The organism is Hespellia stercorisuis DSM 15480, assembly GCF_900142165.1.
GTDB classification, from domain to species: Bacteria; Bacillota; Clostridia; order Lachnospirales; family Lachnospiraceae; genus Hespellia; species Hespellia stercorisuis.
In genome coordinates this window covers 1-23,323 of sequence record NZ_FQZY01000006.1, presented here as the reverse complement: position 1 = coordinate 23,323, position 23,323 = coordinate 1, and the positions used below count along the sequence as shown (strand labels likewise).

General features: G+C 45.0%; 16 protein-coding genes, 1 pseudogene and 1 other annotated feature. Of the genes and pseudogenes, 4 read left to right on the top strand and 13 right to left on the bottom strand.

The window, feature by feature from the left end; translation table 11 throughout:
• Positions 1-401: 401 nt before the first annotated feature.
• From BUB85_RS01010 to BUB85_RS01000, 3 genes are all read right to left on the bottom strand, one after another.
• Positions 402-1,262, bottom strand: coding sequence for a tyrosine-type recombinase/integrase (locus BUB85_RS01010; protein WP_073103926.1), 861 nt, complete (start codon positions 1,260-1,262; stop codon positions 402-404).
• Between the two features lie 285 nt (positions 1,263-1,547).
• Complete coding sequence (locus BUB85_RS01005; protein WP_084533865.1) at positions 1,548-2,549, bottom strand: class I SAM-dependent methyltransferase; 1,002 nt, start codon at positions 2,547-2,549, stop codon at positions 1,548-1,550.
• Between the two features lie 171 nt (positions 2,550-2,720).
• Positions 2,721-3,329 carry a TetR/AcrR family transcriptional regulator gene (locus BUB85_RS01000; RefSeq protein WP_073103922.1) on the bottom strand — a complete coding sequence of 203 codons (609 nt, stop codon included), beginning with the start codon at positions 3,327-3,329 and terminating at the stop codon, positions 2,721-2,723.
• 243 nt (positions 3,330-3,572) lie between these two features.
• On the opposite strand from BUB85_RS01000, the gene BUB85_RS00995 reads away from it, so the two are divergent.
• Complete coding sequence (locus tag BUB85_RS00995; RefSeq protein ID WP_073103920.1) at positions 3,573-4,910, top strand: ATP-binding protein; 1,338 nt, start codon at positions 3,573-3,575, stop codon at positions 4,908-4,910.
• 102 nt (positions 4,911-5,012) lie between these two features.
• On the opposite strand, the pseudogene BUB85_RS00990 reads toward BUB85_RS00995, so the two are convergent.
• Positions 5,013-5,285: pseudogene (locus BUB85_RS00990) on the bottom strand (ABC transporter ATP-binding protein); the annotation flags it as partial.
• A gap of 211 nt (positions 5,286-5,496) precedes the next feature.
• On the opposite strand from BUB85_RS00990, the gene BUB85_RS00985 reads away from it, so the two are divergent.
• Positions 5,497-6,840, top strand: a complete 1,344-nt coding sequence (locus BUB85_RS00985; RefSeq protein ID WP_073103918.1) for an MATE family efflux transporter — start codon at positions 5,497-5,499, stop codon at positions 6,838-6,840.
• Between the two features lie 43 nt (positions 6,841-6,883).
• Here BUB85_RS00985 and BUB85_RS00980 read toward each other — a convergent pair whose 3' ends face one another.
• The 5 genes from BUB85_RS00980 to BUB85_RS00960 form a co-directional block, all read right to left on the bottom strand.
• The gene (locus BUB85_RS00980; protein ID WP_073103916.1) at positions 6,884-8,506 is read right to left on the bottom strand and encodes a DUF4153 domain-containing protein; all 1,623 of its coding nucleotides are present in this window, start codon (positions 8,504-8,506) and stop codon (positions 6,884-6,886) included.
• 42 nt (positions 8,507-8,548) lie between these two features.
• Positions 8,549-8,776, bottom strand: a complete 228-nt coding sequence (locus BUB85_RS00975; protein ID WP_073103913.1) for a helix-turn-helix domain-containing protein — start codon at positions 8,774-8,776, stop codon at positions 8,549-8,551.
• 10 nt (positions 8,777-8,786) lie between these two features.
• Positions 8,787-9,254, bottom strand: coding sequence for a DUF2975 domain-containing protein (locus BUB85_RS00970; RefSeq protein ID WP_073103911.1), 468 nt, complete (start codon positions 9,252-9,254; stop codon positions 8,787-8,789).
• A gap of 342 nt (positions 9,255-9,596) precedes the next feature.
• Complete coding sequence (locus BUB85_RS00965; RefSeq protein WP_073103909.1) at positions 9,597-10,373, bottom strand: SDR family NAD(P)-dependent oxidoreductase; 777 nt, start codon at positions 10,371-10,373, stop codon at positions 9,597-9,599.
• Between the two features lie 181 nt (positions 10,374-10,554).
• On the bottom strand, positions 10,555-13,368 hold the full coding sequence (locus BUB85_RS00960) for an oxidoreductase (protein ID WP_073103907.1): 2,814 nt from the start codon (positions 13,366-13,368) through the stop codon (positions 10,555-10,557).
• A 290-nt stretch (positions 13,369-13,658) separates the two neighbouring features.
• Here BUB85_RS00960 and BUB85_RS00955 point away from each other — a divergent pair, with 290 nt between their 5' ends.
• Together BUB85_RS00955 and BUB85_RS00950 are read left to right on the top strand one after the other, a co-directional pair.
• Positions 13,659-15,215, top strand: coding sequence for a PucR family transcriptional regulator (locus BUB85_RS00955; RefSeq protein ID WP_073103905.1), 1,557 nt, complete (start codon positions 13,659-13,661; stop codon positions 15,213-15,215).
• 21 nt (positions 15,216-15,236) lie between these two features.
• Positions 15,237-15,830, top strand: a complete 594-nt coding sequence (locus BUB85_RS00950) for a LysE family transporter (protein WP_073103903.1) — start codon at positions 15,237-15,239, stop codon at positions 15,828-15,830.
• On the opposite strand, the gene BUB85_RS00945 is transcribed toward BUB85_RS00950, so the two are convergent.
• The 4 genes from BUB85_RS00945 to BUB85_RS22730 all read right to left on the bottom strand — a co-directional run bounded on the left by BUB85_RS00945 (position 15,822) and on the right by BUB85_RS22730 (position 22,981).
• Positions 15,822-19,196: a TRAP transporter large permease subunit gene (locus BUB85_RS00945; protein WP_073103901.1), complete on the bottom strand. Its 3,375-nt coding sequence runs from the start codon at positions 19,194-19,196 to the stop codon at positions 15,822-15,824. The genes BUB85_RS00950 and BUB85_RS00945 overlap by 9 nt on opposite strands.
• The gene (locus BUB85_RS00940) at positions 19,197-19,709 is read right to left on the bottom strand and encodes a TRAP transporter small permease (RefSeq protein WP_073103899.1); all 513 of its coding nucleotides are present in this window, start codon (positions 19,707-19,709) and stop codon (positions 19,197-19,199) included.
• Between the two features lie 283 nt (positions 19,710-19,992).
• Positions 19,993-20,253 (bottom strand) — a binding site (T-box leader).
• Between the two features lie 256 nt (positions 20,254-20,509).
• The gene (locus BUB85_RS00935; RefSeq protein ID WP_073103897.1) at positions 20,510-21,409 is read right to left on the bottom strand and encodes an Rpn family recombination-promoting nuclease/putative transposase; all 900 of its coding nucleotides are present in this window, start codon (positions 21,407-21,409) and stop codon (positions 20,510-20,512) included.
• 465 nt (positions 21,410-21,874) lie between these two features.
• On the bottom strand, positions 21,875-22,981 hold the full coding sequence (locus BUB85_RS22730) for a PD-(D/E)XK nuclease domain-containing protein (protein ID WP_073103894.1): 1,107 nt from the start codon (positions 22,979-22,981) through the stop codon (positions 21,875-21,877).
• Positions 22,982-23,323 lie beyond the last annotated feature (342 nt).

The window sequence follows — 23,323 nt, the reverse complement described above, 5'->3', positions numbered from 1 at the left end:
CCTCCCTGTATTTTCATAAGAATCAAACTAAGATAGCCATGGTATTAGTTCCTTGTAAAAAAAAGTAGCACTCTACTGCTTTTACAATATGTCACTACATAATAAGAATTATGTGGTAATACATAAAATTTTTTCTTTATGTTATCACAATGCCCCTCAAAAAACAATCGTTTTTTGTCGAAAAATAGAAAACCATAGCTTAGTAAATATAATATTTTACACAAAAAAGCCGAGCGGAGAGGAAAATTCTCCTCCCGGCATTTTTGTGTACCGTTTCTATGCTAACAGAGGGATTTTATTAGCATAAAATACAGATAATGCAATATGTGAATTTAAAATAGAAAGTAATAATTTTAAAAACCATATAATTAATGACCACATAATTCTTATTATGTAGTCAATTATACAATTAATCCTAATTCTTCAATTTCTCTCATATGCTCTGTGCCACTTGAAACAGTATATATTCTTGTTGTGTTTATATTGCTATGACCCAAAATATCCGCCAAATGAACGATATTCTTTTTTATTTTATAGTAAGTTCTGGCAAACAAATGCCGGAAGTTATGAGGAAACACTTTTGTTGCCTCCACACAAGCGTCTGTACATAGCTTCTTCATCTCGCGCCATATATTAGAGCGATCCAGCGGCCGCCCAGTCTTTGTTCTGAAAATTATCCCCGTATCAATTTCATTATCTCTTGTATATACAATTAATTTTTTACATAATTTTTTTGGAATAAAAATAATTCGCTTCTTTCCCTTGCAGCTTATTTCAGCACGTCCTATTTTAGCAGCACCTACTGTGATGTATTCGAGTTCTGAGATTCGGATCCCTGTTGAGCAGATTGTTTCCATTACGAGACAGAGCCTGTTTTTATGAAGTAGTTTTGCAGCCTCCATAAGTTTCATGTAATCCGTTTTACTCAATTCCCTACTCTCTTCCGAAAAAACCTGCTTTTGAACTTTAAACAGTTTTACCCTAAGACATTCTAATCCAAGATATTTTAAAAACACATTTACTGCCACCAGCATAGAATTTGCACTGGATATCGCATAAGAGCCTTCCAGCTTTTCTTTGAACTTTATCAAATGCTGTTTCGTAACTGCCTCTCCATCCTCATATTCTTCTTTTAGATAATCCAAAAACATACGTATATCCCTTGCATATTTTTCAATTGTATTCTCACTTTTTTCATCTTCTAACAGCCATTTCTTATACTCTTCTAACTTTTTTATATTTTCGCTATAGTTTGTGTTCATTTTGTGCCTCCTTCCAAAGCCGATATTAGTATTCTCATTGATTTTGGAACCATTTTTACTGAGCGCACTAATATTGATTGTAAATGTTTTTTCGCAAAAAAGTCTGTACTTTGTATTAGTTTTCATTCATTATATTCTAAAATCAGTACACAAAACTATAGCAAAATAAGGATTCACTGGAAGTTTTCTTGTAATTTCCAGATTTTTAAGGATAAGCATCTATTCACAATAGAAAAAGCCGGACGATTAGATATTTCCCCAATTGTCCGACTTCGCAGAATTCTATTATTTTCTCAAGATATCAATATCCTGAACACCAGAGCAAAGCATCTCCGTACGCTTTTCGCATTTCACAAAACCTATGCGCTTTGCTTCATCGCTGACTTCATTTTTCTGCACACCCATGTTCATCCCCTGCATGTAATAAGGAAGATATCCCATCACCATGTCCCAGGGACCGGTGTGATCCGTCTCAATACCCTCGGAAATCACCAGCATCACACCGCCAGGGTTCAAAACGTCATAGCACTTTTTAAGGAAAGCATTCATGTTCCCTTTGGCAAAAAGTGCCACTGATACTGCGAGAATTAAATCATATCCACCGCCAATGTCACCTGTCAGGAAATTCCCATTCATAACCTTGACCCTATCAGAAAGTCCCATCTGTTCGGCGGATTCCATCACGATTTCTGATGGCATCAGATCGATAAATGTACCTGTGCGTTCGTCATTATCTTTAACCACCGACATCCCAAGAAGTCCGGTTGCGCATCCAAGATCAAGAACTGACTTTATTGTATCATTCTCAGGCAGAGAACGAACAATTTCTAAAAGTTCCTGCTGTCGGTAACCTTCCTGCGCCTGACGCATCATAGCTCCCATTGAAACAAAGTCGATAGACTGTTCATTGGTCTGTTGCTGCATCGGCTGTGGTCCCTCAGTCACCAGTTTTACCACCTCAAAAGGCATGGAACCTTCGTTCGCGCTGTAGTACTGTATAAAACCTCCCAGATACTCCGGCTTCCCTTTGACGAGATATTTTTCCGCCTCCTCACTATTATAGAAGAGATTTCCCTCCTTCATCACAAAACCAAGAGCTGTTAATCCCTCCAGAAAATAAGAGGTATTCGCTGCGTTCCATCCCAGCTTTTTAGCGAGAATCTCAGCTGTCGTTTTCTCGCACAGATGAGAATAGACATCCAGTTCAAGAGATGCCGTCAGTACTTTCTCGTACAATGGCAGATAACTAAGCTGTGCTAATTGTTCAAATACGGTTTTCTTGTTCATAATAGAACTCCTTTCATTCTAGTGTTAGTTTTCACTAACCGTCACTTATATAATAAGGCGGCATAAGCTACCGCCAAATTATTCGCATTATTTTAATGGGTCATTTGAATCAAGAATATGTTGCGGCCAGTTTGCTACCGGCCCTCATTTTTTCTGTAGTATTCATGCATATCATTCCGCCTCCTCTTGCATTAAAGCTAACATTCCTCCTTGATAAATCCTTGCGACTTCCGTCATACTGCGAATCATCTTCTCTCGATCAGTTTCCTCTGTTATAAGCTTTGCCAACATTGAAAAGTAACCGCTCATCAATAATTCAATGGTGTCGGGCGAAAGCAAATGGATCTGCTCGGATTTTTCTGCGCTCTGCGAGATGTTGTCCTGATTTCTCTCTTGAAGCATATTGAAATAATTTTCGTACTTTGTTCCTTGTGAGCAGGCAATGATCAGCTTCATTTCATCGCGGTGTTCCAGCAGATAATCCACAATTTCAGGTATTCTATGGATATACGCATCACACATTTTAAATATCTTTTCGTTTGGAGGGAAATTGTTCATATCATTTGCTACAGAGTTCAATATTGCCATCAAACCATTTGCCGTATCATCCGTCAAGGCATAAAACAGCTCTTCTTTATTCGCAAAGTAACCATAGAAAGCGCCCGTAGTCACTCCTGCTGCTTCTACAATTTTTCGCAATGGCGCACTTTTAAAGGTATATTTCAGAAAAAAGTCTTTGCCGTAAATCAGAATACGATCTAATGTGTTATTTTCATTCATACAATTTTTCTCCTATAACCAAGTTATATAACTTAGTTATATTGTATTTATTCATTACGTATTTGTCAAGTCTTTTTCCTGGATGTTTACAAAAATGTATAACATTTCTTGTTTTTGTGTATAATAGCCATATAAACTTTTCTCGTTTTCGTGCATAATATCATTGCAAACATTTCTTGTTTTCGTGTATAATAACCATGTAAACATATCTTGTTTTCGTGATTGATTGGAGGATGATAATAAATGAGAAGAAAAATATATCAGAAATTGTGTGATTGGAAGAAAGAAAGTAATGGAGAAAGTGCATTGCTCATCGAAGGTGCAAGACGTGTCGGGAAAAGTTATATTGCAGAAAGTTTCGGTAAGGAACAATACGATTCTTATCTGCTCATAGACTTCTCCAATATTACAAAGCAGATTCTGGATGTATTTGAAAATGATTCTATGGATCTGGATCTTTTTTTTAATAAGCTTTCTGTTTTTTATGGTATCACCCTTGTAACAAGGAAGTCGTTAATTATTTTTGATGAAATACAGATGTATCCGCGTGCAAGGCAGTTGATCAAACATTTTGTTGCTGATGGTCGATATGACTACATTGAAACAGGCTCTCTTATTACTTTGAAACAAAATATTGAACACATCGTTATTCCTTCAGAAGAAGAAAAGATTGTCATGCAGCCTATGGACTTTGAGGAATTCTTATGGGCCCTTGGCGATGAGGTAACCATTTCCTATCTAAAGACCTGCTTTGACCGACACTGCCCCGTTGGTGAGGCTGTCCACAGAAAGACCATGAATCTTTTTCGTCAGTATATGCTCGTAGGCGGTATGCCGCAAGCCGTCCTGACTTATGCGCAAACCAAAGATTTTGAGAAAACAGATCGCGTAAAAAGACGAATTCTGGAGCTGTACCGAAATGATGTCACAAAATTTGCAAAGGGATATGAAAGTAAAGTCCTTTCCATCTTCGATGGGATACCATCTCAATTATCAAAACACGAAAAAAAATACACCTTATCCTCTATCCGCAAGGAAGCCCGTTTCCGCGATTATGAAGATTCCTTTATCTGGCTGGATGAGGCAATGATTATTAACACCTGCTTTAACTCCACTGATCCTACCGTCGGTTTGTCTCTGAATTCGGAACGCATGACTCTAAAATGCTACATGGCAGATACCGGGTTGCTGCTCAGCCTTGCATTCTCTGATAAGGAACTTATGGAAGAAGGTATTTATAAGATGATACTTTTTGACCGGCTCAGTTTAAATGAAGGTATGCTTATGGAAAACATCGTTGCGCAGTCTCTAAAAACGAATGGCTATAAGTTATTCTTCTATTCCAAAAGCAGCCGCGAAAATAAAGCCGATCGCATGGAGCTTGATTTTCTGATCAGCAAAGAGAAACGCATCTGCCCTATTGAAGTCAAATCCTCCAATTATGCCCGCCATACGTCTTTAGATAAGTTCAAAAAGAAATTTGGGAAGAAAATCGGACAGCGTTTCATTATCTATACAAAAGACCTGAAACAAGCGGATGATATCCTCTACCTACCAATTTACATGACGATTTTTCTATAAGCATACTTCCCCAAAAACCCGGAAGAGGACTTTGCATCTTTGTGCAAAGCCCTCAAAGTATTCTATACATGGGTTGCCTATAAATCATGTCCCAACTCATTTTTATGCTGAAAGCTGCTGTTCTGCGTTCCACATGGCAGCATACTTGCCCCTCCTTTTCAAAAGTTCTTCATGGTTTCCACTTTCAACCGCTTTTCCATCGGAAATGACAACGATTTGATCGGCTTTCTGGACGATGGATAGCGTGTGAGCGATCATTACAACCGTTTTCTTGTCCTTTAGCAGATTAGCGATAGCGTCCTTAACAGCAAGTTCATTCTCCACATCCAAGCTGGCAGTTACTTCATCCAGCAGCAAGATAGGCGAATTTTTCAAATGTAGAAAATTGTTAGTATATTTTTTTTACTCTATAATTTGTTAGACATTGTAATCGTTGTATGGCTCCTCCGGGCAATCCGGATATCTCCCCATATTGACAGCGCTCTGATTTTACACTATGATGATTAAACAAAATCTCGATTTGGAAATCACGCAATCCAAAACAGGATATTCTAAATAGCTTCAAAACTTTTGGGGGAACATCATTATGGAAAATGACTATCTGATTCAAAAAAAGCCATTATATGCGCTAATTATATTTTCACTTCCCATTATCATCGGGAATCTTTTTCAACAGACCTATACCATGGCAGACTCCGCTATTGTAGGACGCTATGTCAGCGAGCAGGCTTTGGCCGCTGTCGGGGCGTCCTATTCTCTGACCAACATTTTTATCTGTGTCGCGATCGGAGGCGGGATCGGTGCCTCTGTTATCGTCAGCCAGTATTTCGGTGCAAAAGATTTTGTCAGAATGAAAACGGCTGTCTTTACATCTCTTATCGTATTTCTGGTCCTGAGTGTGCTCTTAGGCGGAGTCGGTCTGCTTTTCAGCAGAGAAATCATGACCGCCCTGAACACACCGGGCGATGTGTTTGATGTGGCAATCGAATATCTGAATATCTATTTTATCGGCCTGCCGTTTCTTTTTATGTACAACGTTCTGTCCGCAATGTTCAACGCACTGGGAAAGTCAAAAATACCGCTCTGTTTTCTTATCTTTTCTTCCGTTTTTAATATCATTCTGGATTGGATACTGGTGACACAGTTTCATATGGGTGTCGCGGGAGTAGCATGGGCAACCTTGATTGCACAGAGTATATCGTCCGTCCTGTCTTTTGTTGTTCTTATCCTTCAATTCAAAGAAATGGACGCCGGACACTCCAGGATATTTTCCGGAAAAGAGTTACTGCCTATGGCAAGGATTTCTCTTCCGTCCATCCTGCAGCAGTCCACCGTTTCCATCGGAATGATGCTGGTACAGTCTGTCGTGAATGGTTTTGGTTCTGAAGCACTGGCGGGATTTTCAGCGGCAATGCGAATCGAAGCGCTGTGCATAGTTCCCATGATCGGCATAGGGAACGCCGTTTCCTCCTATACCGCACAGAATATTGGTGCCCATAAGGAGAAGCGGGTGATCGAGGGATATCATGTTGCCAATAAGCTGGTATTGATCTGCGCCGCCATTCTCTTTCTAATATTAGAGCTGTTCAATCAGCCGATCATCGCACTGTTCCTGGGTGCCGACGGCAACAGTGTGGCCATATCGACCGGGCGCAGCTATCTGATCTTTATGGGGCATTTCTTCTGCCTGATCGGATTCAAAATGGCAGTTGACGGTCTGCTGCGGGGAGCCGGTGATATGAAGCTGTTTACGATTGCAAATTTAGTAAATCTGTTTATCCGTGTTTTTATTGCAATGACATTTGCTCCCCATTATGGAATCGCTGTGGTATGGTATGCCGTGCCAGTTGGCTGGTTTGCAAACTGGGTCATCTCTTTTATGCAATACCGCACCGGGAAATGGAAGAAAATATATCAGGGGCAGCCTTGATGCACCCAGATTACTGGTCGGCTCGGCCATAGGCAGGAGCGGTTCATCGCGTAAAAATACCCGCGCGATTCCAATCCGCTGCTGCTCTCCGCGCCTGAAGCTTCGCAATATTCATTCTCCGGATTCCCAGATTCTCATAGTTCAGCGACACATTTCCAAAATAATCATTCAGCATCTCCTCCGCCGAGACTGTGATCTCATCGTCTCCCCATCCGTTTTCACTTCCGCCATAAACACTCCCATATTCATTGTCATAGCTTATCTGTTCCGGGTCAATCTCCGCGATTGCCGGAGCCGCATCGTCTGACAGCTGATGCACCAGATAAGACAAATCCATAATCGTCATATCGCTGTCGTGTGCTATATTGTATCTTGCGATCTGATAATCCGGTTTCGATACGGAAAATGCAATATAAAGAACGGCAACCACCAGCATACAGCAGCGAAACAGCGGAAAACTCTTCTTATATATACTGAACACCGTTCCGCTCATAATCAGCACTAACACGAGCAGGAACCACAGCACCAGCAGTCTCAGAAATGTCAGATTGTACTCCTGTACATAGAGAATCATGCGGAATGCCGCCGATGCGATCATCACAAACGTGCACAGTGAAATCACGGTCAGCACTGCATTGAGCACCCTGCTCTCCGTAAATAAATTTCTGCAGATCAGAACCATCAAAAAATTGATGATGCTCACGAACAGCAGCTGCCAGAACCCTGTATGTGCATACTGTGAGTAGGTCACCCCTGCCGGAAGTCCATTCTCCAGCCCCGCGAACAGATACACGACCTGGATTCCGCTGTACAGCGTGTATACGCAGGCAATGATTGAGGTAAATGTAATTCCGACAATGGGATTCAGCGTAAACTTCTTTCCCACTTTAACGCTCTGCAGATTTCTCCTGCAGAGTGCGCAGAAAAATGCATAGCATGCTGTCATTCCGGCCAGCCCCCAGACAATTGCTGCAATTACCGAAATCACATTGATATGAGCCAGCAGGCGGCTGAATACACTCTGGAAAATCATATCTGAAGTAAGCAGCAGTGGAAACAGCACACACAGGAGTAAAAATGCAATGGATATTCCAAGCAGGACATAAATCGCCGTCTTATTTTTTCCGCTTTCTTTGGCTCCAAGATAACGAGCGCCATGTGTGACCGGCGTAAAAATCGATGTACAGCAGCCGAAGAACAGTACTGCAAGCCTCGAAAAATATTCTGTAAAATTCCATGTCTTATCATCATAAAACTGATGCACCATAGAAACCACCAACAGCAGAGCCATCCCGATCCAATTGAACAGAATGAAAAATGGATTCGTCGTGCAGGCATTTGCCAGACCAAGAATCATCATCCCCGCAAAATATCCTGCTGTGTTCTTTTTCAATGCTCCAAACGCGTGTATTCCCGGGATACTTCCCACATCTCCAGGCATATCATCTTCCTGTTCCACATTCTCATTCCCTGCAGATACAGGTCTCGCCCCAGCCTTCAGGTGTCCGATCATAAATATCGCAAATGCGATTGTTGCCGCCACATAAAGCGGGAATGTGATTCCCGCAAGATTTTTGTACAGACAGAACGTGAACATCACACCGTACAACAGACTCATTCCTCCAAAAAGGGCGTAGTTATCCCCTGGTTCATAATATTGTTTCATTTTCAAACTCCTCTCCCTGATCATAACTGCATGTTTATTATGCTACACTTCCTCCGGCACCTCATCGCTTTCCACATATTCCAGAATATCTCCCGGCTGACAGTGAAGCGCCTTACATATGGCATCCAGTGTGCTGAACCTCACCGCCTTTGCCTTATTATTTTTTAAAATGGAAAGATTCGCCATCGTGATATCCACCTCTTTCGCGAGGTCCTTCAAACTTGTTTTCCGCTGTGCCATCACGACATCAAGATTAATTATAATTGCCATATGGCACCTCCTATATTGTCAGATCATACTCTTCCTTGTACCGTACTGCTTCTGCGAACACCTGCGTCAGCACTCCGCTGAAAAGTGCCGCAATGAAAAAGACAAGCACAATGATCAATGTCGCCGGAGTCGGCAAAATAAATACCTTTATCAGAAACAACACAAAAATCATCAGGCTGAATCCACACATCCGCTCCAGACTTTTCACGTTCCGATACACAAAACAGTCCTGCTGCACTACCGTCCGCATCATGCTCCTCAGCTCGGCAATAATGAACAGCCCCATGAACGCCGATCCGCCAAATATCATGAGCATAGAGATGTAATGCTCTTCAATGGACTGCGCGTAATGGTTTCCCGCCCATTTCAGACTGAACGGAAGTGTGATTGTCACGATAATCCCGGAAAAAAACATAATATCCAGAATTATCTTTGTAATCTTCCCCCAGTTAATTGTTTTGGTCATAATTTCATTCATATTTTGTCTCCTTTACTTCTTGTCTGGCAGATACTTTGACAGATGCTCTGACAGATACTCTGACATAAGCTTCGAACACCTTTTACTTCCTTTGTTGTAAAATACTATAGCACAGACATATCTGTTTTTCAATACTTTTTTATTGTTATTCGATAAATCCATATTGTTATTCGTTTCACCGAACTACTGAGTGCGGTTCACTGCGGAACGCAAAAAAAGAACGGACACTTCCCCATCCGTTCTTTTCTCTTCTCCGCAGATCAGACACTCGCAATCCGCTTCATTGCTTGCCCGTGAGTCTCCACCCACAGCGCATGAACATATTTTCTAGTTCTTTCAAATCTATACAATGGATCCGCCGCCATCAACAATGATAAACTGCCCCTGTACATAGCTGGAAGCATCACTTGAGAAATAAAGCACTGTTCCGTTCAGCTCCCCTTTTTTCCCCGGTCTGCCCGCCGGATTCATCATATTATATCCGGCCAGGAACTTCTCTGACTTGAACAGGGTTCCTCCCGTCATCTCCGTCTCAAACAGGGCCGGTCCAATTGCATTGACTGTGATTCCGTACTGCGCATAAGATGCCGCCATACCTTTTGTCAATCCGAGAACCGCTGCTTTGGAAGAATTATAGGAATGTCTGATAAACATATCACCTTTGTCGGCGATCACCGCATTGACCGACGCGATGTTGACGATCTTTCCATAGCCTCTCTCTTTCATCTGCGGCACAACATACTTGCTCGCCAGAAAGATTCCCTTTACATTTGTGTTAAAGGATTTATCCCAGTCTTCCACGGACATGCTGTCCACACCGCCCCGCACTGCAACGCCTGCATTGTTGAGGAGAATATCAATGTGTCCAAATGTGTCGAGTACCGTCTGCATTGCCGTCTTCACACTCTCTTCGTCGGTGACGTCACAAGGAACTGCGATAGCCTTTCGCCCAGTCTTCTCGATGTCGGCCTTCACGGTCTCCAGCTTTTCCACGCGGCGTGCCAGCACTGCCACATCGGCACCTGCCTCTGCGTAGGCAAGGGCCGCATCTGCGCCAAGCCCCGAACTTGCACCTGTTACCACTGCTACTTTTCCTGTCAGATCAAATACATTTTCCATATTCTTTTCCTTCCTTTCGTTTTATACGTTTTTCAATTGCACTCATTCATTCCAATGCTGTTTTCAGCATAATTCAAAATCATTCCAATACTTCTTCTTTTACGAATACATCGGAAACCACACTTCGTTCTGTTTCTTGTTCGTGGACGTCCGGCAGCTTCATTGCGCTTTAAAAGCAGCCTTATCGGCGGCCGGTTTCCATAAATGCCGTTCTGTCATACCTTCCGGCAAGAAGATACGGAACCACCTCATCAGCATCCACTTCTTCTGCCAGATTCAGTTTGTGAACCAGCAGGCTGTTCTCTGAGTATGCCCCGCCGATGATGGTGTTAATCGGAAGTTCTGCCCACGGATCATCGATGCTTGACTGAAGCTTCAATGACACGGTTCCCGGCTCCCATGATTTGTAATTGTATTCACACTGGTTCATCAGCAGTGCTCCGTTCTGGAAATGTGAAACTCCGTTTTCATCCGGTTCTCTGTCAATATGGAAATAGAAGCCTCCGCCAAATGTCTGTTTTCCTGCTGCCGGTGCCTGATACAGCATGTGTGTCAGTGGACTGTTGTACTCGCCCAGCTTCATGGAAAGGTCGATCAACTGCGTACCTCTTCTCGTCACTCCGACCGTCACATCTGCTCCATTCCTGCGGATCACAAACTCCGCCCCCAGTTTTTTCGGGATACTTCCGTTGTCACGGCCACATTGTACTGCCATCTCTGCTCCCGGTCCGCCGAGCACCAGTCCCATCGTATAGAGCCCAAGGCTCTGTCCATAGGTTGCATAGACCCCGAGAATTGCCTCATAATAATCATCTGCAAATGTAGGATTGTTGACGTGACATACTGACAGCGTCACAACCGGCATAGAGAATGGTTTAAGCGGCGGCGGCAGGATTCTTGCAATTGCAGCGGGATCTGTCAGATACGCCAGATATACCCCCTCCTGATTGTCCATCAGGGAAACCCGGCCAAAGTTCTCCAGATCTGTCTTTTCAAGCCGGAAACTCGCTGCCCCTGGCTGATCCAGGAACAATTCCCGGCCCACCTGGAACCCGGCGCGGGTCGCAGGTGCAATGACGCCATCCTGCACTGCACTTCCAATCACCTTCACTGTAACGCCCTGTTCCTTCAGTCCTTCTGCCAATGACTGATCCGGCCGGAATCCGAGAGAAAGCACCACGGCGTCCGCCTCGATTGTCACAATTTCCTTTGTCTCCATGTGCTCTATGACTACACCGTTCTCTTTGATTTCTTTTAAGGAATATCCTAATTTGTACTGTGCCTTCTGTGCTGCCAGACGTCCGCAGACGTCCCCAACATTCGTCTGGTTCGCATTCGGTGCCGGTGCGGTGAGCATGTCAATGATCGTGACTTGATTGCCCTTTGCACCAAGATATTCTGCAGTCTCAAGACCGGTGAGTCCCGCTCCGATCACAGCGACCTTCCTGCCCTCCAATGGGGCTTCTCCGGTCAGCACGGCTTCCACCGTATATACATGATCTGCCTTCACCCCCGGAATGCTCTCCGGAATGATGGATGCGGAACCGGTCGCAACAACGACCGCATCTGGCTTCTCCGCCATCACGCACTCTATCGTCGCCTCGGTTTCCAGCCGGGTGTCCACGCCAAGTCGCTCAAACTCTCCCACATAGTAGTCTGCAATCCATTGCATGCGATCTTTTAAAGGCGGCATTTTTGCCAGATTGACGGTTCCGCCAAGCTCACTCTTGCGGTCCATGAGCACTACCTTTTCGCCCCGTTTTGCAAGCGTCTGTGCCGCACACATTCCCGCAGGTCCACCGCCGACAACTACCACTTTATGCTCTTTTGTATCGTGAACAAGGTCTCCGAACTTATATTCCCTCGCAAGTCTTGGATTCACCGAACATTCAAACGGAAGACCGGCCCCATTGTATTCACTCAGACTCTCAAAGCAGCGCAGACAGGATACACATTTTCTCAGTTCCTTCTCCCTGCCCTCCTGTACTTTTCTTCCCCAGGCTTCATCTGCCAGCCAGGTGCGGCCCATGGACACGAAATCTTCCACCCCGTCCTCCAGAAACTTTTCTGCCACCACCGGCTCTCGGATTACCGACACACCGATCACTGGAATCTGTACATGATCCTTCACTGCCTTGATCAGATTCCGTCTCCATCCCTGCGGATAAGATACCGGCTCTACACAGGTCATGCCTGTCTCATATAAGCCACAGCTCACGTCCACAAAATCAATTCCCGCCTGCTCCAGCGCCATAGCGATTTTCACGCCATCCTGAATGTGGATATAATCCTCACTCACCCCGGTTTTGTCCAGAAATTCTTCCACGGATAACCGAACTCCAATCGGGAAATCCGGTCCGCACAGGTTTCTGATTCCTGCAATGATCTCTGTCACTATACGAAGGCGGTTCTCAAAACTTCCACCGTACTCATCCTCACGTTTGTTTGTATACGGAGAAAGGAACTGCTGCAGGAGATATCCATGCGCACAGTGCAGCTCCACGCCATCGCACCCGGCCTTTTGCACTCTGCCTGCCCCCGCCACAAACTGTCCGATCAGCTCCTTTACCTCCTCTGTGCTCAGTGCACGAGTCTCCTGCTTCGTAAACTTGCACGGAATTGCCGAAGCCGACACTACCGGCTGTCCGCCTATCAGCACAGACATGGTCTCGCGTCCCGGATGATGCAGCTGGATAAAGATTTTAGTTCCATGCTTATGGACTCTCTCTGCAAGTGTCGCCAGCGGTGCAATATGACTGTCTTTCGTCACGGACAGCTGTCTCATCAGACCGGCTCCATGCACGTCATTCACACGGGTGATCTCCGGGATAATCAATCCGGCACCTCCGATTGCTCTCGCCTCGTAAAATGCCAGCATATCCTCCGACGGTGTACCATCCAGATTGGCGAGTCCACATCCCATAGGTGACATCACCAATCGGTTTTTCACGGTCAGCTTTCCGATGGTTCCTGATTCAAATAATTTCTGATACATTCTATCCCTCCTTACGGTTTCTTTGTTCATTTTTTCTTGTTTTATACCTTTTTCAACGTTTGATTTCATTATAAGGAAATTGCACTTTTTCTTCCATGTGTGCAGTGCAAGAGAAAAAATTGACTTTTTGTGCACCATGCACTATAGTGAAATTATCACGGAAATGTATGTGCGGATTACAGACATATTTTCATACATTTCGCAGATATAACCTTACAAAAAATGTTACAGGAAAACAGCAACGCGGATTCCGGGTATCTACCTGGATACGCTTCGACAGGAGGGTGTGTATGACATTTTCAAAATTAATCACTTCACTGAGCAGAGAGTATGATTTCGAGATTTTTTCTCAGAAATTCCATATACCGATCCGTGATCTCGCCCTGATTGATGATCGACAGACAGCCTTTTCCATGGACGTTCTTTATTTTGGCTACGAGCAGCAGCTGTTGGACCGTTCCAGCATTCCGGCCCAGTGTATTCTCGCCCATTCCGAGAACACCGGACCGGGATCTGCCCAGCACCTGCCGGGCGGGAGCTCTGCCGATTTTTCCAATGATATCGGCAACATGGCTTTTATCAGCGACTCTGCGCTCTTTTCCGTTTTTAACGCCTGCCGGACGCTCATTGAGACCACTCTCAACAACGGACTTTTTGAAGAGCTTCGGGCGCTGGCCGACGAGACGCACAGCATAGACTCTGTTCTGGACTTTGCCTCCATCAAGCTCGGACAGTCCCTGATTTTCTGTGACACTACATTTAAAATCATCTCTTCCTCCACCTCCATTCCGATTGTGGATGAACTGTGGATTGAAAACATCCGGCAGGGATACTGCAACTATGATTTCATCCAGGAGGTGAAAGCACTCAGTTCTGTCCAGAATGTGGTGGAGACTACCACTGCTGCGGTGGAGGTGACCTGTACCAGATCCCCTTATCGCAAGCTCAGCTGTAAGGTCTTCTTAAACGACACTCAGATTGGTTTCATTCTTTTGATCGAGGGGGCGCACATTGCTTCTCCCTCCGCCCTCGGAGATATGCTGCGCACAGTATGCGACGCCGTCGCCTACACGATTGCCCACTATGTCCCTGATCTGTCTGAGGTGATCACAGTCCATCAGCAGCTGCTTTATGATCTTTTGATCGGTGCGCCGTCCGAGGAAATCCTCCCCCGTCTGACGCAGATTCGTTTTCCGCCATACAATGTGGTACTCTTCCTGTCCTCTGACCTTTATCCCAGAGGATGGCACAAGAAAAAAGAAGTGGCGGACCGGTTGATCCGCAACATCCCCGGAACGTATGTGACTTTTCACAGGCACGGAATCGTGGCCATTGTTCCGCTCAAGCGCACCACCCTGATCAGTGACAAATTGTTGTCCGCACTCCAGGACTTTGCGCAAAAGGAACAGATCCATATCGGGATCAGCAATACCTTATCCGATATCAAATATTTTGTCCCCTACTATGAGCAGGCTCACCAGGCGCTTGTTCTCGGAAAGAAATACAGGGCCGGGGAAGATGTTTACCTGTACATAGATTTTCAGGACTTTGATCTGTTCTCACAGATTCAAAGCCCTGATTCTCTGATGCGTTTTGTGCATCCTGCCCTATATACATTGAAAGAATATGACGCCGAAAACCACACGGCTCTGTATCAGACGTTACAAACTTATCTAAAATGCAACTGTAGTCTCAAAGACACCGCGGCCAGCCTCTTTATCCACCGCAACTCGCTCAGCTACCGCATGAACCGGATTTTGGAGCTCTGCCAGATTGATCTGGAGGATACCCACACAAAGTTCCTGCTGCAGATGTCGTTTCTTATTCAGGAGTACCGCACTGCCTGACTTGAAAGGAGTTCACTTACCATGCCATTTACCGTTTTCCTCGAGATGACTATCTCCGCGTGCATTACCGTGTGGTCACCGGGACCTAATAATATCCTCCTGCTGTCGACCGCAAGCAGGTATGGTGTCAAAAAAAATCTGCATCTGCTCCTGGGCATCTGGACCGGCTCGCTGACGCTCATGTGTCTGAGCGGAATCTTCTGCAGCACACTGGCGCGCGTCGTCCCCGGTATCCAGCCTGTCATGAAATACATCGGCGCCGTCTACATCCTGTTTCTCGCGTGGACGACCCTGCGCAGGCGCCCGCCTTCCGATGCAGATACAGGAAAAGACCCATCCTACCTGATGGGTCTCATCCTTCAACTTTTAAATGTAAAGATCATTGTGTACGGGCTGACCATGTTTTCCTCTTTTATTCTGCCCTATGAGACCCGGATTCCGGCCCTCTTCCTTTTTGCAGTCTATCTGATGGTGCTTGGTGCCGTCGGGAATCTGATCTGGGCCGTCGCCGGCAACATTCTCCGCCACGCCTATGACAGCCATTATAAGCTGATGAATCTGGTGATGGCACTGCTCCTGGTGTGGTGTGCACTTCGCATTGTCGGATTACTGTAAGGAAGATGTCTCATCTGCTGTAAATGTTTCCACAAGATCAGCTCCATCGTCGTATCCTTCGCTCTTGAGCTCTTTGATGTACCAGTCCTTCACACCGTCAACTGCTTTCTTAAAGGAGTCTATGTCCATGTCCTCTTTCGCTGTAATGGTCAGACCATTCTTCTCACTCCAGCGGCTCATGATTTCTGCATCACCGGAACGGTTGATATCACGCTCATACTTCACTGCCATCTGTCCGCACTCGTCGACCACGGCCTGCTGCTCTTTCGTCAGACTGTCATAGACATCCTGATTGATGCAGAAAAACAGGCAGTCATAAATGCTGTCCCACATAGAACAGTACGGCTGTACCTCCTGCACGCTGGCCGCATCGATTGCCGGCAGTGGATTCTCCTGTCCCTCCACCGTGTTCTGCTGCAGTGCTGTGTAGGTCTCAGACCAGTTCATGTTCGTGGCATCTGCGCCCCATCTCTTATAGCACTCCATCAGCAGATTTGAACCAGCCACACGTATCTTCAGATTCTTCATATCGTCCACGGATTTCACTTCATGCTTGCTGTTGGTCAATTCACGGAATCCATTTTCCGCAATTCCCATACAGTGCAGATCATACGTTGAAAGAATCTCTTTCAGCTTTTCTCCTGCCTCACCGTCAAGCTTTGCATCCGCATCCTCCACAGAGTTGAACAGAAATGGAAGTGACACCACATTGAATCGCGGGTCAAATGCGGAATAGATCAGATTGGAATGCATGGAAATCTGTACCGGGTCTCCGTTCATCAGTGCCTGGATTCCCTCGGACTGGTTTCCGTTGGTCAGCTGATCGGCCGCGTAGACGTTCACCTTCACCTTGCCGCCGGTTGCCTGCTCCATGAGCTCGCCGAACTTTCGGCCGCCTTCTGCCCAGGTGCTGGTCTCCGTTGTGGAACAGGTGAAATTCCATGTCGTCTCCGGCCAGTTCAGATCACTGTGATCCTCCACTGCGTACTCATCGGATTCAGCGCCACTGTCTGATGTAAAGGTACTCACCAGCTGCTCTGCATCGTCGTATCCCTGATTTTTCAGTTCTTCCATATACCACTCATCCACTCCGTCCACTGCTTTCTTGAACGAGTCGATGTCCATATCTTCTTTTTTCGTAATCGTCACACCATTTTTATCTGCCCAGCGATTCATGATCTCTTCATCACCGGAACGGTTGATGTAACGCTCATACTCTACTGCCTTTTGTCCTGCCTCGTCCACAACCGCCTGCTGCTCTTTCGTCAGTCCGTTGTAAATATCGTTGTTCATACAGAAGAACAGACAGTCATAGATTGCATCCCACATGGAGCAGTACGGCTGTACCTCCTGCACACTGGCTGCATCGATTGCCGGCAGCGGGTTTTCCTGTCCCTCTACAGTATTCTGCTGCAGTGCTGTGTAGGTCTCAGACCAGTTCATGTTCGTGGCATCTGCGCCCCATCTCTTATAACATTCCATGAGCAGATTGGAGCCTGCCACACGGATCTTCAGGTTTTTCATATCATCCACAGATTTCACTTCATTCTTGCTGTTTGTCAATTCGCGGAATCCATTTTCTGCGATTCCCATACAATGCAGTCCATATTCTCCGAGAATGGATTTCATCTGGTCTCCTGCTTTCCCGTCGAATTTTGCATCCGCATCTTCCACAGAATCATAGATAAATGGAAGGGATACCACATTAAATCGCGGGTCAAATGCGGAGTAGATCAGATTGGAATGCATGGAAATCTGCACCGGATCCCCATTCATCAGCGCCTGGATTCCCTCGGACTGGTTTCCGTTGGTCAGCTGATCGGCCGCATAGATGTTGACCTTCACTTTTCCTCCGGTAGCCTTCTCCATCAGTTCGCCAAACTTACGTCCACCGTCTGCCCAAGTGCTGTTCTCTGTTGTGGAGCAGGCAAAATTCCATGTTGTGTCCTCCCAGTTCAGATCGCTGTAATCTCCAATCTCATTGAAAGACTGGTCTTTGTCCGATCCGGCTGCCGCCGCGCTGCTCTCCTCCGCAGATGCAGTGGTGACATCCCCGGTGTACGAACCATTTTTCGCCAGCACCTTCGGAAGTCCTGTAGATACGGATGGAATGTAGGTAACAATCAGCAGGATTGCAACGCAGGCTGCGATCATCGGCATAACAGCCCTGGAAATCTGCTGCAATGTCACTTCCATACCTTTCTTGATCTTGATTCCAATTGCCACAAACAGGTTCACCCCAACCGGAGGTGTCACCTGACCGATTGCAAGGTTAACCGTTGCCATGACGCCAAATGCCACGACATCATATCCAAGTGCCTTACATACCGGCAGCATGATCGGAATAAAAATGTACATTGCCGAGTTCGCATCGATAAAGCATCCTGCAATCAGGAAGATCACGTTGACGATCAGCAGGAACACAATCTGGTTGTGCGCGATGCTGCCTAGCAGCCCTGAAGCCGCATCCGCAATACCGAATTTGGTACACACGAAAGAGAACAGGGATGCACTTGCCACGATCAGCATGATTCCACCGGTCGTCTTACCGGACTCCACGATAATATCAAATAAATCTTTCAGTTTAATCTCACGATAGATTACGATTCCAACGAACAGGCCATAGACAACCGATACTGCCGCCGCCTCCGTCGGTGTGAAGAATCCGCCGTAGATACCGCCCAGAATAATCACTGGCATCAGGAATCCCCAGAATGCATCCTTGAAGGCATCCCAGCGTTCTTTCGCCGTCGCTTTCTCCTGTACCGGCTGAATATTCTTGCGTCTGGCCTCCCACATAACCACGATGACCAGCGCACCCCCCATCAGGATTCCGGGAATAATTCCCGCCATAAACATATCTGCAATGGATACCCCTGTGATCGATGCATACACAACGAATGCTATACTCGGCGGAATGACGATGGCAATGGAACTTGCAGTCGCCATCAGTGCCGTCGAAAACCGCGGTGTAAATCCGCCGCGCTCCACCATAGCCGGAACAAGAACCGCTCCCAGAGCCGCGACCGTCGCCGGACCGGAACCTGAAATCGCACCGAAGAAACATGCCACGATAACACACACGATAGCGATACCGCCTCTTCTGTGTCCGACACAGGTATCCACAAATTTAATCAGTCTCTTGGAAATCCCAGCTCTCGCCATAATATTTCCGGACAATACAAAAAACGGGATTGCCAGCAGCAGAAACTTGCTGATTCCGGAATACATATTCGTCGCAACGATCATCATCGATGTGCCCGAATAGATGATGGCGCAGATCGATGACAATCCGAGGCAGATTGCGATCGGAACACCCAGGATCAGGAAAACAAAAAACGAAAGAAAAAGCACTGCACTTATCATTTATTTATCCTCCTTTTCTTTTGACGTAATCTCTCTGTCTTTTCGGCAGAAATCAATACAATATTCGATCAGATGCAGAATCATGCAGCCCGCACCGATCGGGATGAACGACCAGAATATCCACTCCGGCCAGTTCAGTACGAACGTGCGCTTGCCGTTGGCCAGCTGAATCAGAACCTTGTCAAATCCATATTTGAACAATACCGCAGTAAAAATAACACTGAGCACAGTGATCAGGATCATTGAAGGTTTCTTTATTTTTTCCGGCAGCCGGTCAGTAAACAACGACAGGCTGACCAGTTCTCCTTCTCTGCTCGCAAGTGCTGCCGCCAGCAATGTGATCAGAACAAAGACCGCCACTACCAGTTCCTCCGTAAATGACCAGGAACGGTGAATGACCTTACGGGAAAATACATTTCCCACAGTCAGTACAAGAATGAGCAGTGTAGACGACACCAGTATGGCTTTCTCTACCACCGCCACTCCATCCATGATTTTTTTGTACATTTTCATTTTCTCTCCTCCTTCAGACAACGCCGGTGTAAAGCGGACATTCGCAATCCGCTCTGCTACTTGCTCATGAACATCCTGCAGCTACGCTGCCTTTCAGCAGGGGCTTTTAATCCCCTGCTGAAACAAGCATCCCCCTTACCCACCACTTAGTGCTCTACGCACTTGAAGTGGGGGAATGCTTACAGATGTTCAGAATCTTGCACAGTACAGCCGCCCGGACCCTGTGCTGTTGCTTCTTTATGGATGACTGGAAGATTTTACGGCATTAAAAAATCCGCCCCTAACTAGGGACGGAATATAGTATCCGCAACCACCCTGTCTCTTCCTTGAAACAAGTACGATTCTGCAACGTACCGACATACGCGACTCCTGTAACGGGGGTCAGACCGTAGAAACCTACTTGCTTTGATAATCGTAGCATCGTGCACGTTCGGCTTCTCTTCTCGGGGATGATGTTCAAAACGTTCTGGCCACTGCTTTCCACCATACGCAGCTCTCTGTTGACATGGATATCGTTTTTACTTGTTCCCTTCAGTGAATTTGAATTTTAGAATTTCACTTCTGTCTTTTAGCTATTTAATAGACTAAAGTGATTTTACTCTCTTTTTTATTTGGTGTCAAGAGGAAAGATTTAAGAGTAAAGATTTCTCCTCCCCAGCCATTTTATTCGTAATAATCTTTTCAAAATCATCAATCCCTATTGGTAATGGTGTATCCGTCATTATGCAACCTCCCCTTATACGAAAAAACTGTTATAGATGGTTTTACCAGAACATCTATAACAGTTTTAATCAATGCGTCTATTTTGCATATTGCTTATAATACTCGTTCGCTTTCTCTTCGGTCAATTCAAAACGCTTCGCAAGTTTTGCTATAATCCGTTCCTCTGGCACATTTTCCTCACGGTTATCCAATACAAAAGCTTCAATGCCTCTCTCAAGACCACGCGCCTCTCCACGCGCTTCTCCCAAAGCCTCGCCCTTTTTAATTCCAACTTCAAGAATGTTCATCTTCACCGCCTCCCATTCTTCTGACTCTTTTACCTCTGTCACGATGTGATCCAGTTCGATAATCCGTTCATCCTTCACTACAATTTCCGGATTTTCAATATCTGTTTCTTTCATATATTGTAACAGACTTACGAGTTCTTTGGAACCATTTTTACTGATCATGTTTAAAAATATTTTCTTTGTTCCGTCATCCAGATGAAGATTCTCCACTTCTTCGCATTGCTCTGTAAATGTATATCTTGCCAAATCTTTTCCAAACAAATCATCCTGCGTAATGAAGATAATTACCGTGGACGGAAGATGCTTGTATTTTGTCTTCTTACCCGATTTCAGGATTGGGCTGTCCAACATTCCCTGATAATATCGGGAATGTTTTGGTAGAAAGTCTTTTTTACTATGATTCTCCATCTCCATGTTGAATTGCCGGTTATCCGTTGACATTGCCCAAGCGTCCAGACGAATTGCCCTTTTTCCTGATTTGTTAAGAACAACCTGTTCAACCTTAACGTCTGCTAATTTGATATTCGGTTCGTCCAATATGATACTGAGTGTACATTCGTAAGCTTTTCGTCTTTTCATTACAAACAAAAACAGTGCAAAATCACTGAGATTAAATTGATAGTCCTCTGGCAGAATATCCTGTTCCACTATACTGCTGTTATGAATCAAATCTTCCTTTTTATTTTTCATAGGCCTTTTCTCCTCATGGTATATTTTTATTGAAAGCATAAAACCACAGACGCGACATCCATAAGCACTCACCACATTTCTTTTTTGACTTTTTTGTTTTTGAATATCTTGCTGATACAGCTAGATTCATTGAAACTTTCAAGACGATTGTCTTGTGAAATAATAGTTGGACTATAACATATTCCAAATGTTTTTGCAATACAAATACTTGATTTTAAGCAGTAAATATAAGCAGTAAATCAAACGGTAAATTCGCAGTAAAATCGACCTCACTTATTTACAAAAACTTAACGATGTCTATACCCTGAGACGCAGAAAACCAGTATCTATTTCTCACTGAAATAAATACTGGTCTCCTAGTAAAGCGGACATTCGCAATCCGCTCTGCTACTTGCTTATGAACACCGCAGCTACGCTGCCTTTCAGCAGGGGCTTTTAATCCCCTGCTGAAACAAGCATCCCACCTTAGCTGCATTCCAGTTCTTTCCGAACCATCTTCACCCGCACCTGCTTGTTAAAGAACCCCAGACCATAGCAGATCACTTCGGTATATCCATTCTCTTCAAGACCTTCCGTGTAGTTCTTGTCCTCGATCTGCTTCAGCGCCTCATCACAGGCATCCTCCATCAGCTTGAACTTCTTCGCCCACTTTAGTTCCAGCACTACCGGCGCGATGCGCACATTATTGCTGCGGACACAGATATCATACCGCCCCAGTCCGGCCTCCCGGTTCGACTTCACAATATACTTCTTCAAGTTCGCCAGCAGTCCCAACAGGAAACCTTGGTAAAAAGCCTCCTTACTGTCCATATAACTGATGGTGCTCTGCAGCTGTTTCTCCAGCTCCTGCTGAAAAATATCTGTTCTGCCATTCAACATGGCATCATACAGAATTGATAAATCCTGCAGTTGAATTTCATCCCGAAACCAGTTTTCAACCGTGTTCTCATAAATATGCAGCAACTCATGGTTTGGAATTGCCATCGTCACATAACGGTTTACGCCTTGCATCCGAATGGAAACCTGTTTGAGGTATCCGGTAAAAAACAGGAAATTCCACAGATTATCCGGCGAAGCATAGATATCCTCATAGGTGATATCCTCATGCACCTTCTTCTCAATCGTCTCGCCGTTCATCAGTGACTCAATCTCATCCCGCACCGTGTCATCTGCACGATAGATCAGATCCTTCACAATGCTGTTCGAGCTGGTATTGCTCCATGCCGCTGTCGGGAATGCATGTGCATTCGGAATCAGTGCACTCACGTAATTGATCACGCTCCACGGATTATATACTTCCGTATTGCCAAACTGATAGCCATCATACCATTTCTTCATCGTACTCATCTGCGCTTCCCGCTGGTAAAACGAAAGCAAGTCCCGAACTTCTGATTCTACAAATCCAAAATGTTCATCGTATTCTTCATTCAATATTGAGATGATTTTCAGATTGTTCAGTCCGGTAAAAATCGACTCCTTACTGATCCGGAGACACCCTGTAATCACCGCAAACTCCAGATATTCGTTCGTCTTCAGTGCAGATTCAAACAGTGAACGGATAAATTGAATCATCTGATCATAGAATTTCTGTAACTGTTCAGAACCCCCTTGGGGAACTAATTAATTTTTGTACAAAACAGAGAATTTTTAAAACCTGTTTTGCGATATTATTTCGGTAATTGGTGGATAACCAATTGTTTGTGATTGAATAATTTAATTCATTGTGGATTACTCTTTCAATCTTTCAAATAACTCTGATTCAAAGCCAAATTCTATGGCTTTTGAATATATTTAACAACAACTGAACATTGAAAAACATTACTTATCCACAGTCATTTTCACCATAGGTGAATCTATGTGAATTCGCTTTTTTCCTGAGTTTTTAGTACAATGGAGACATAAAACACAAGGAAG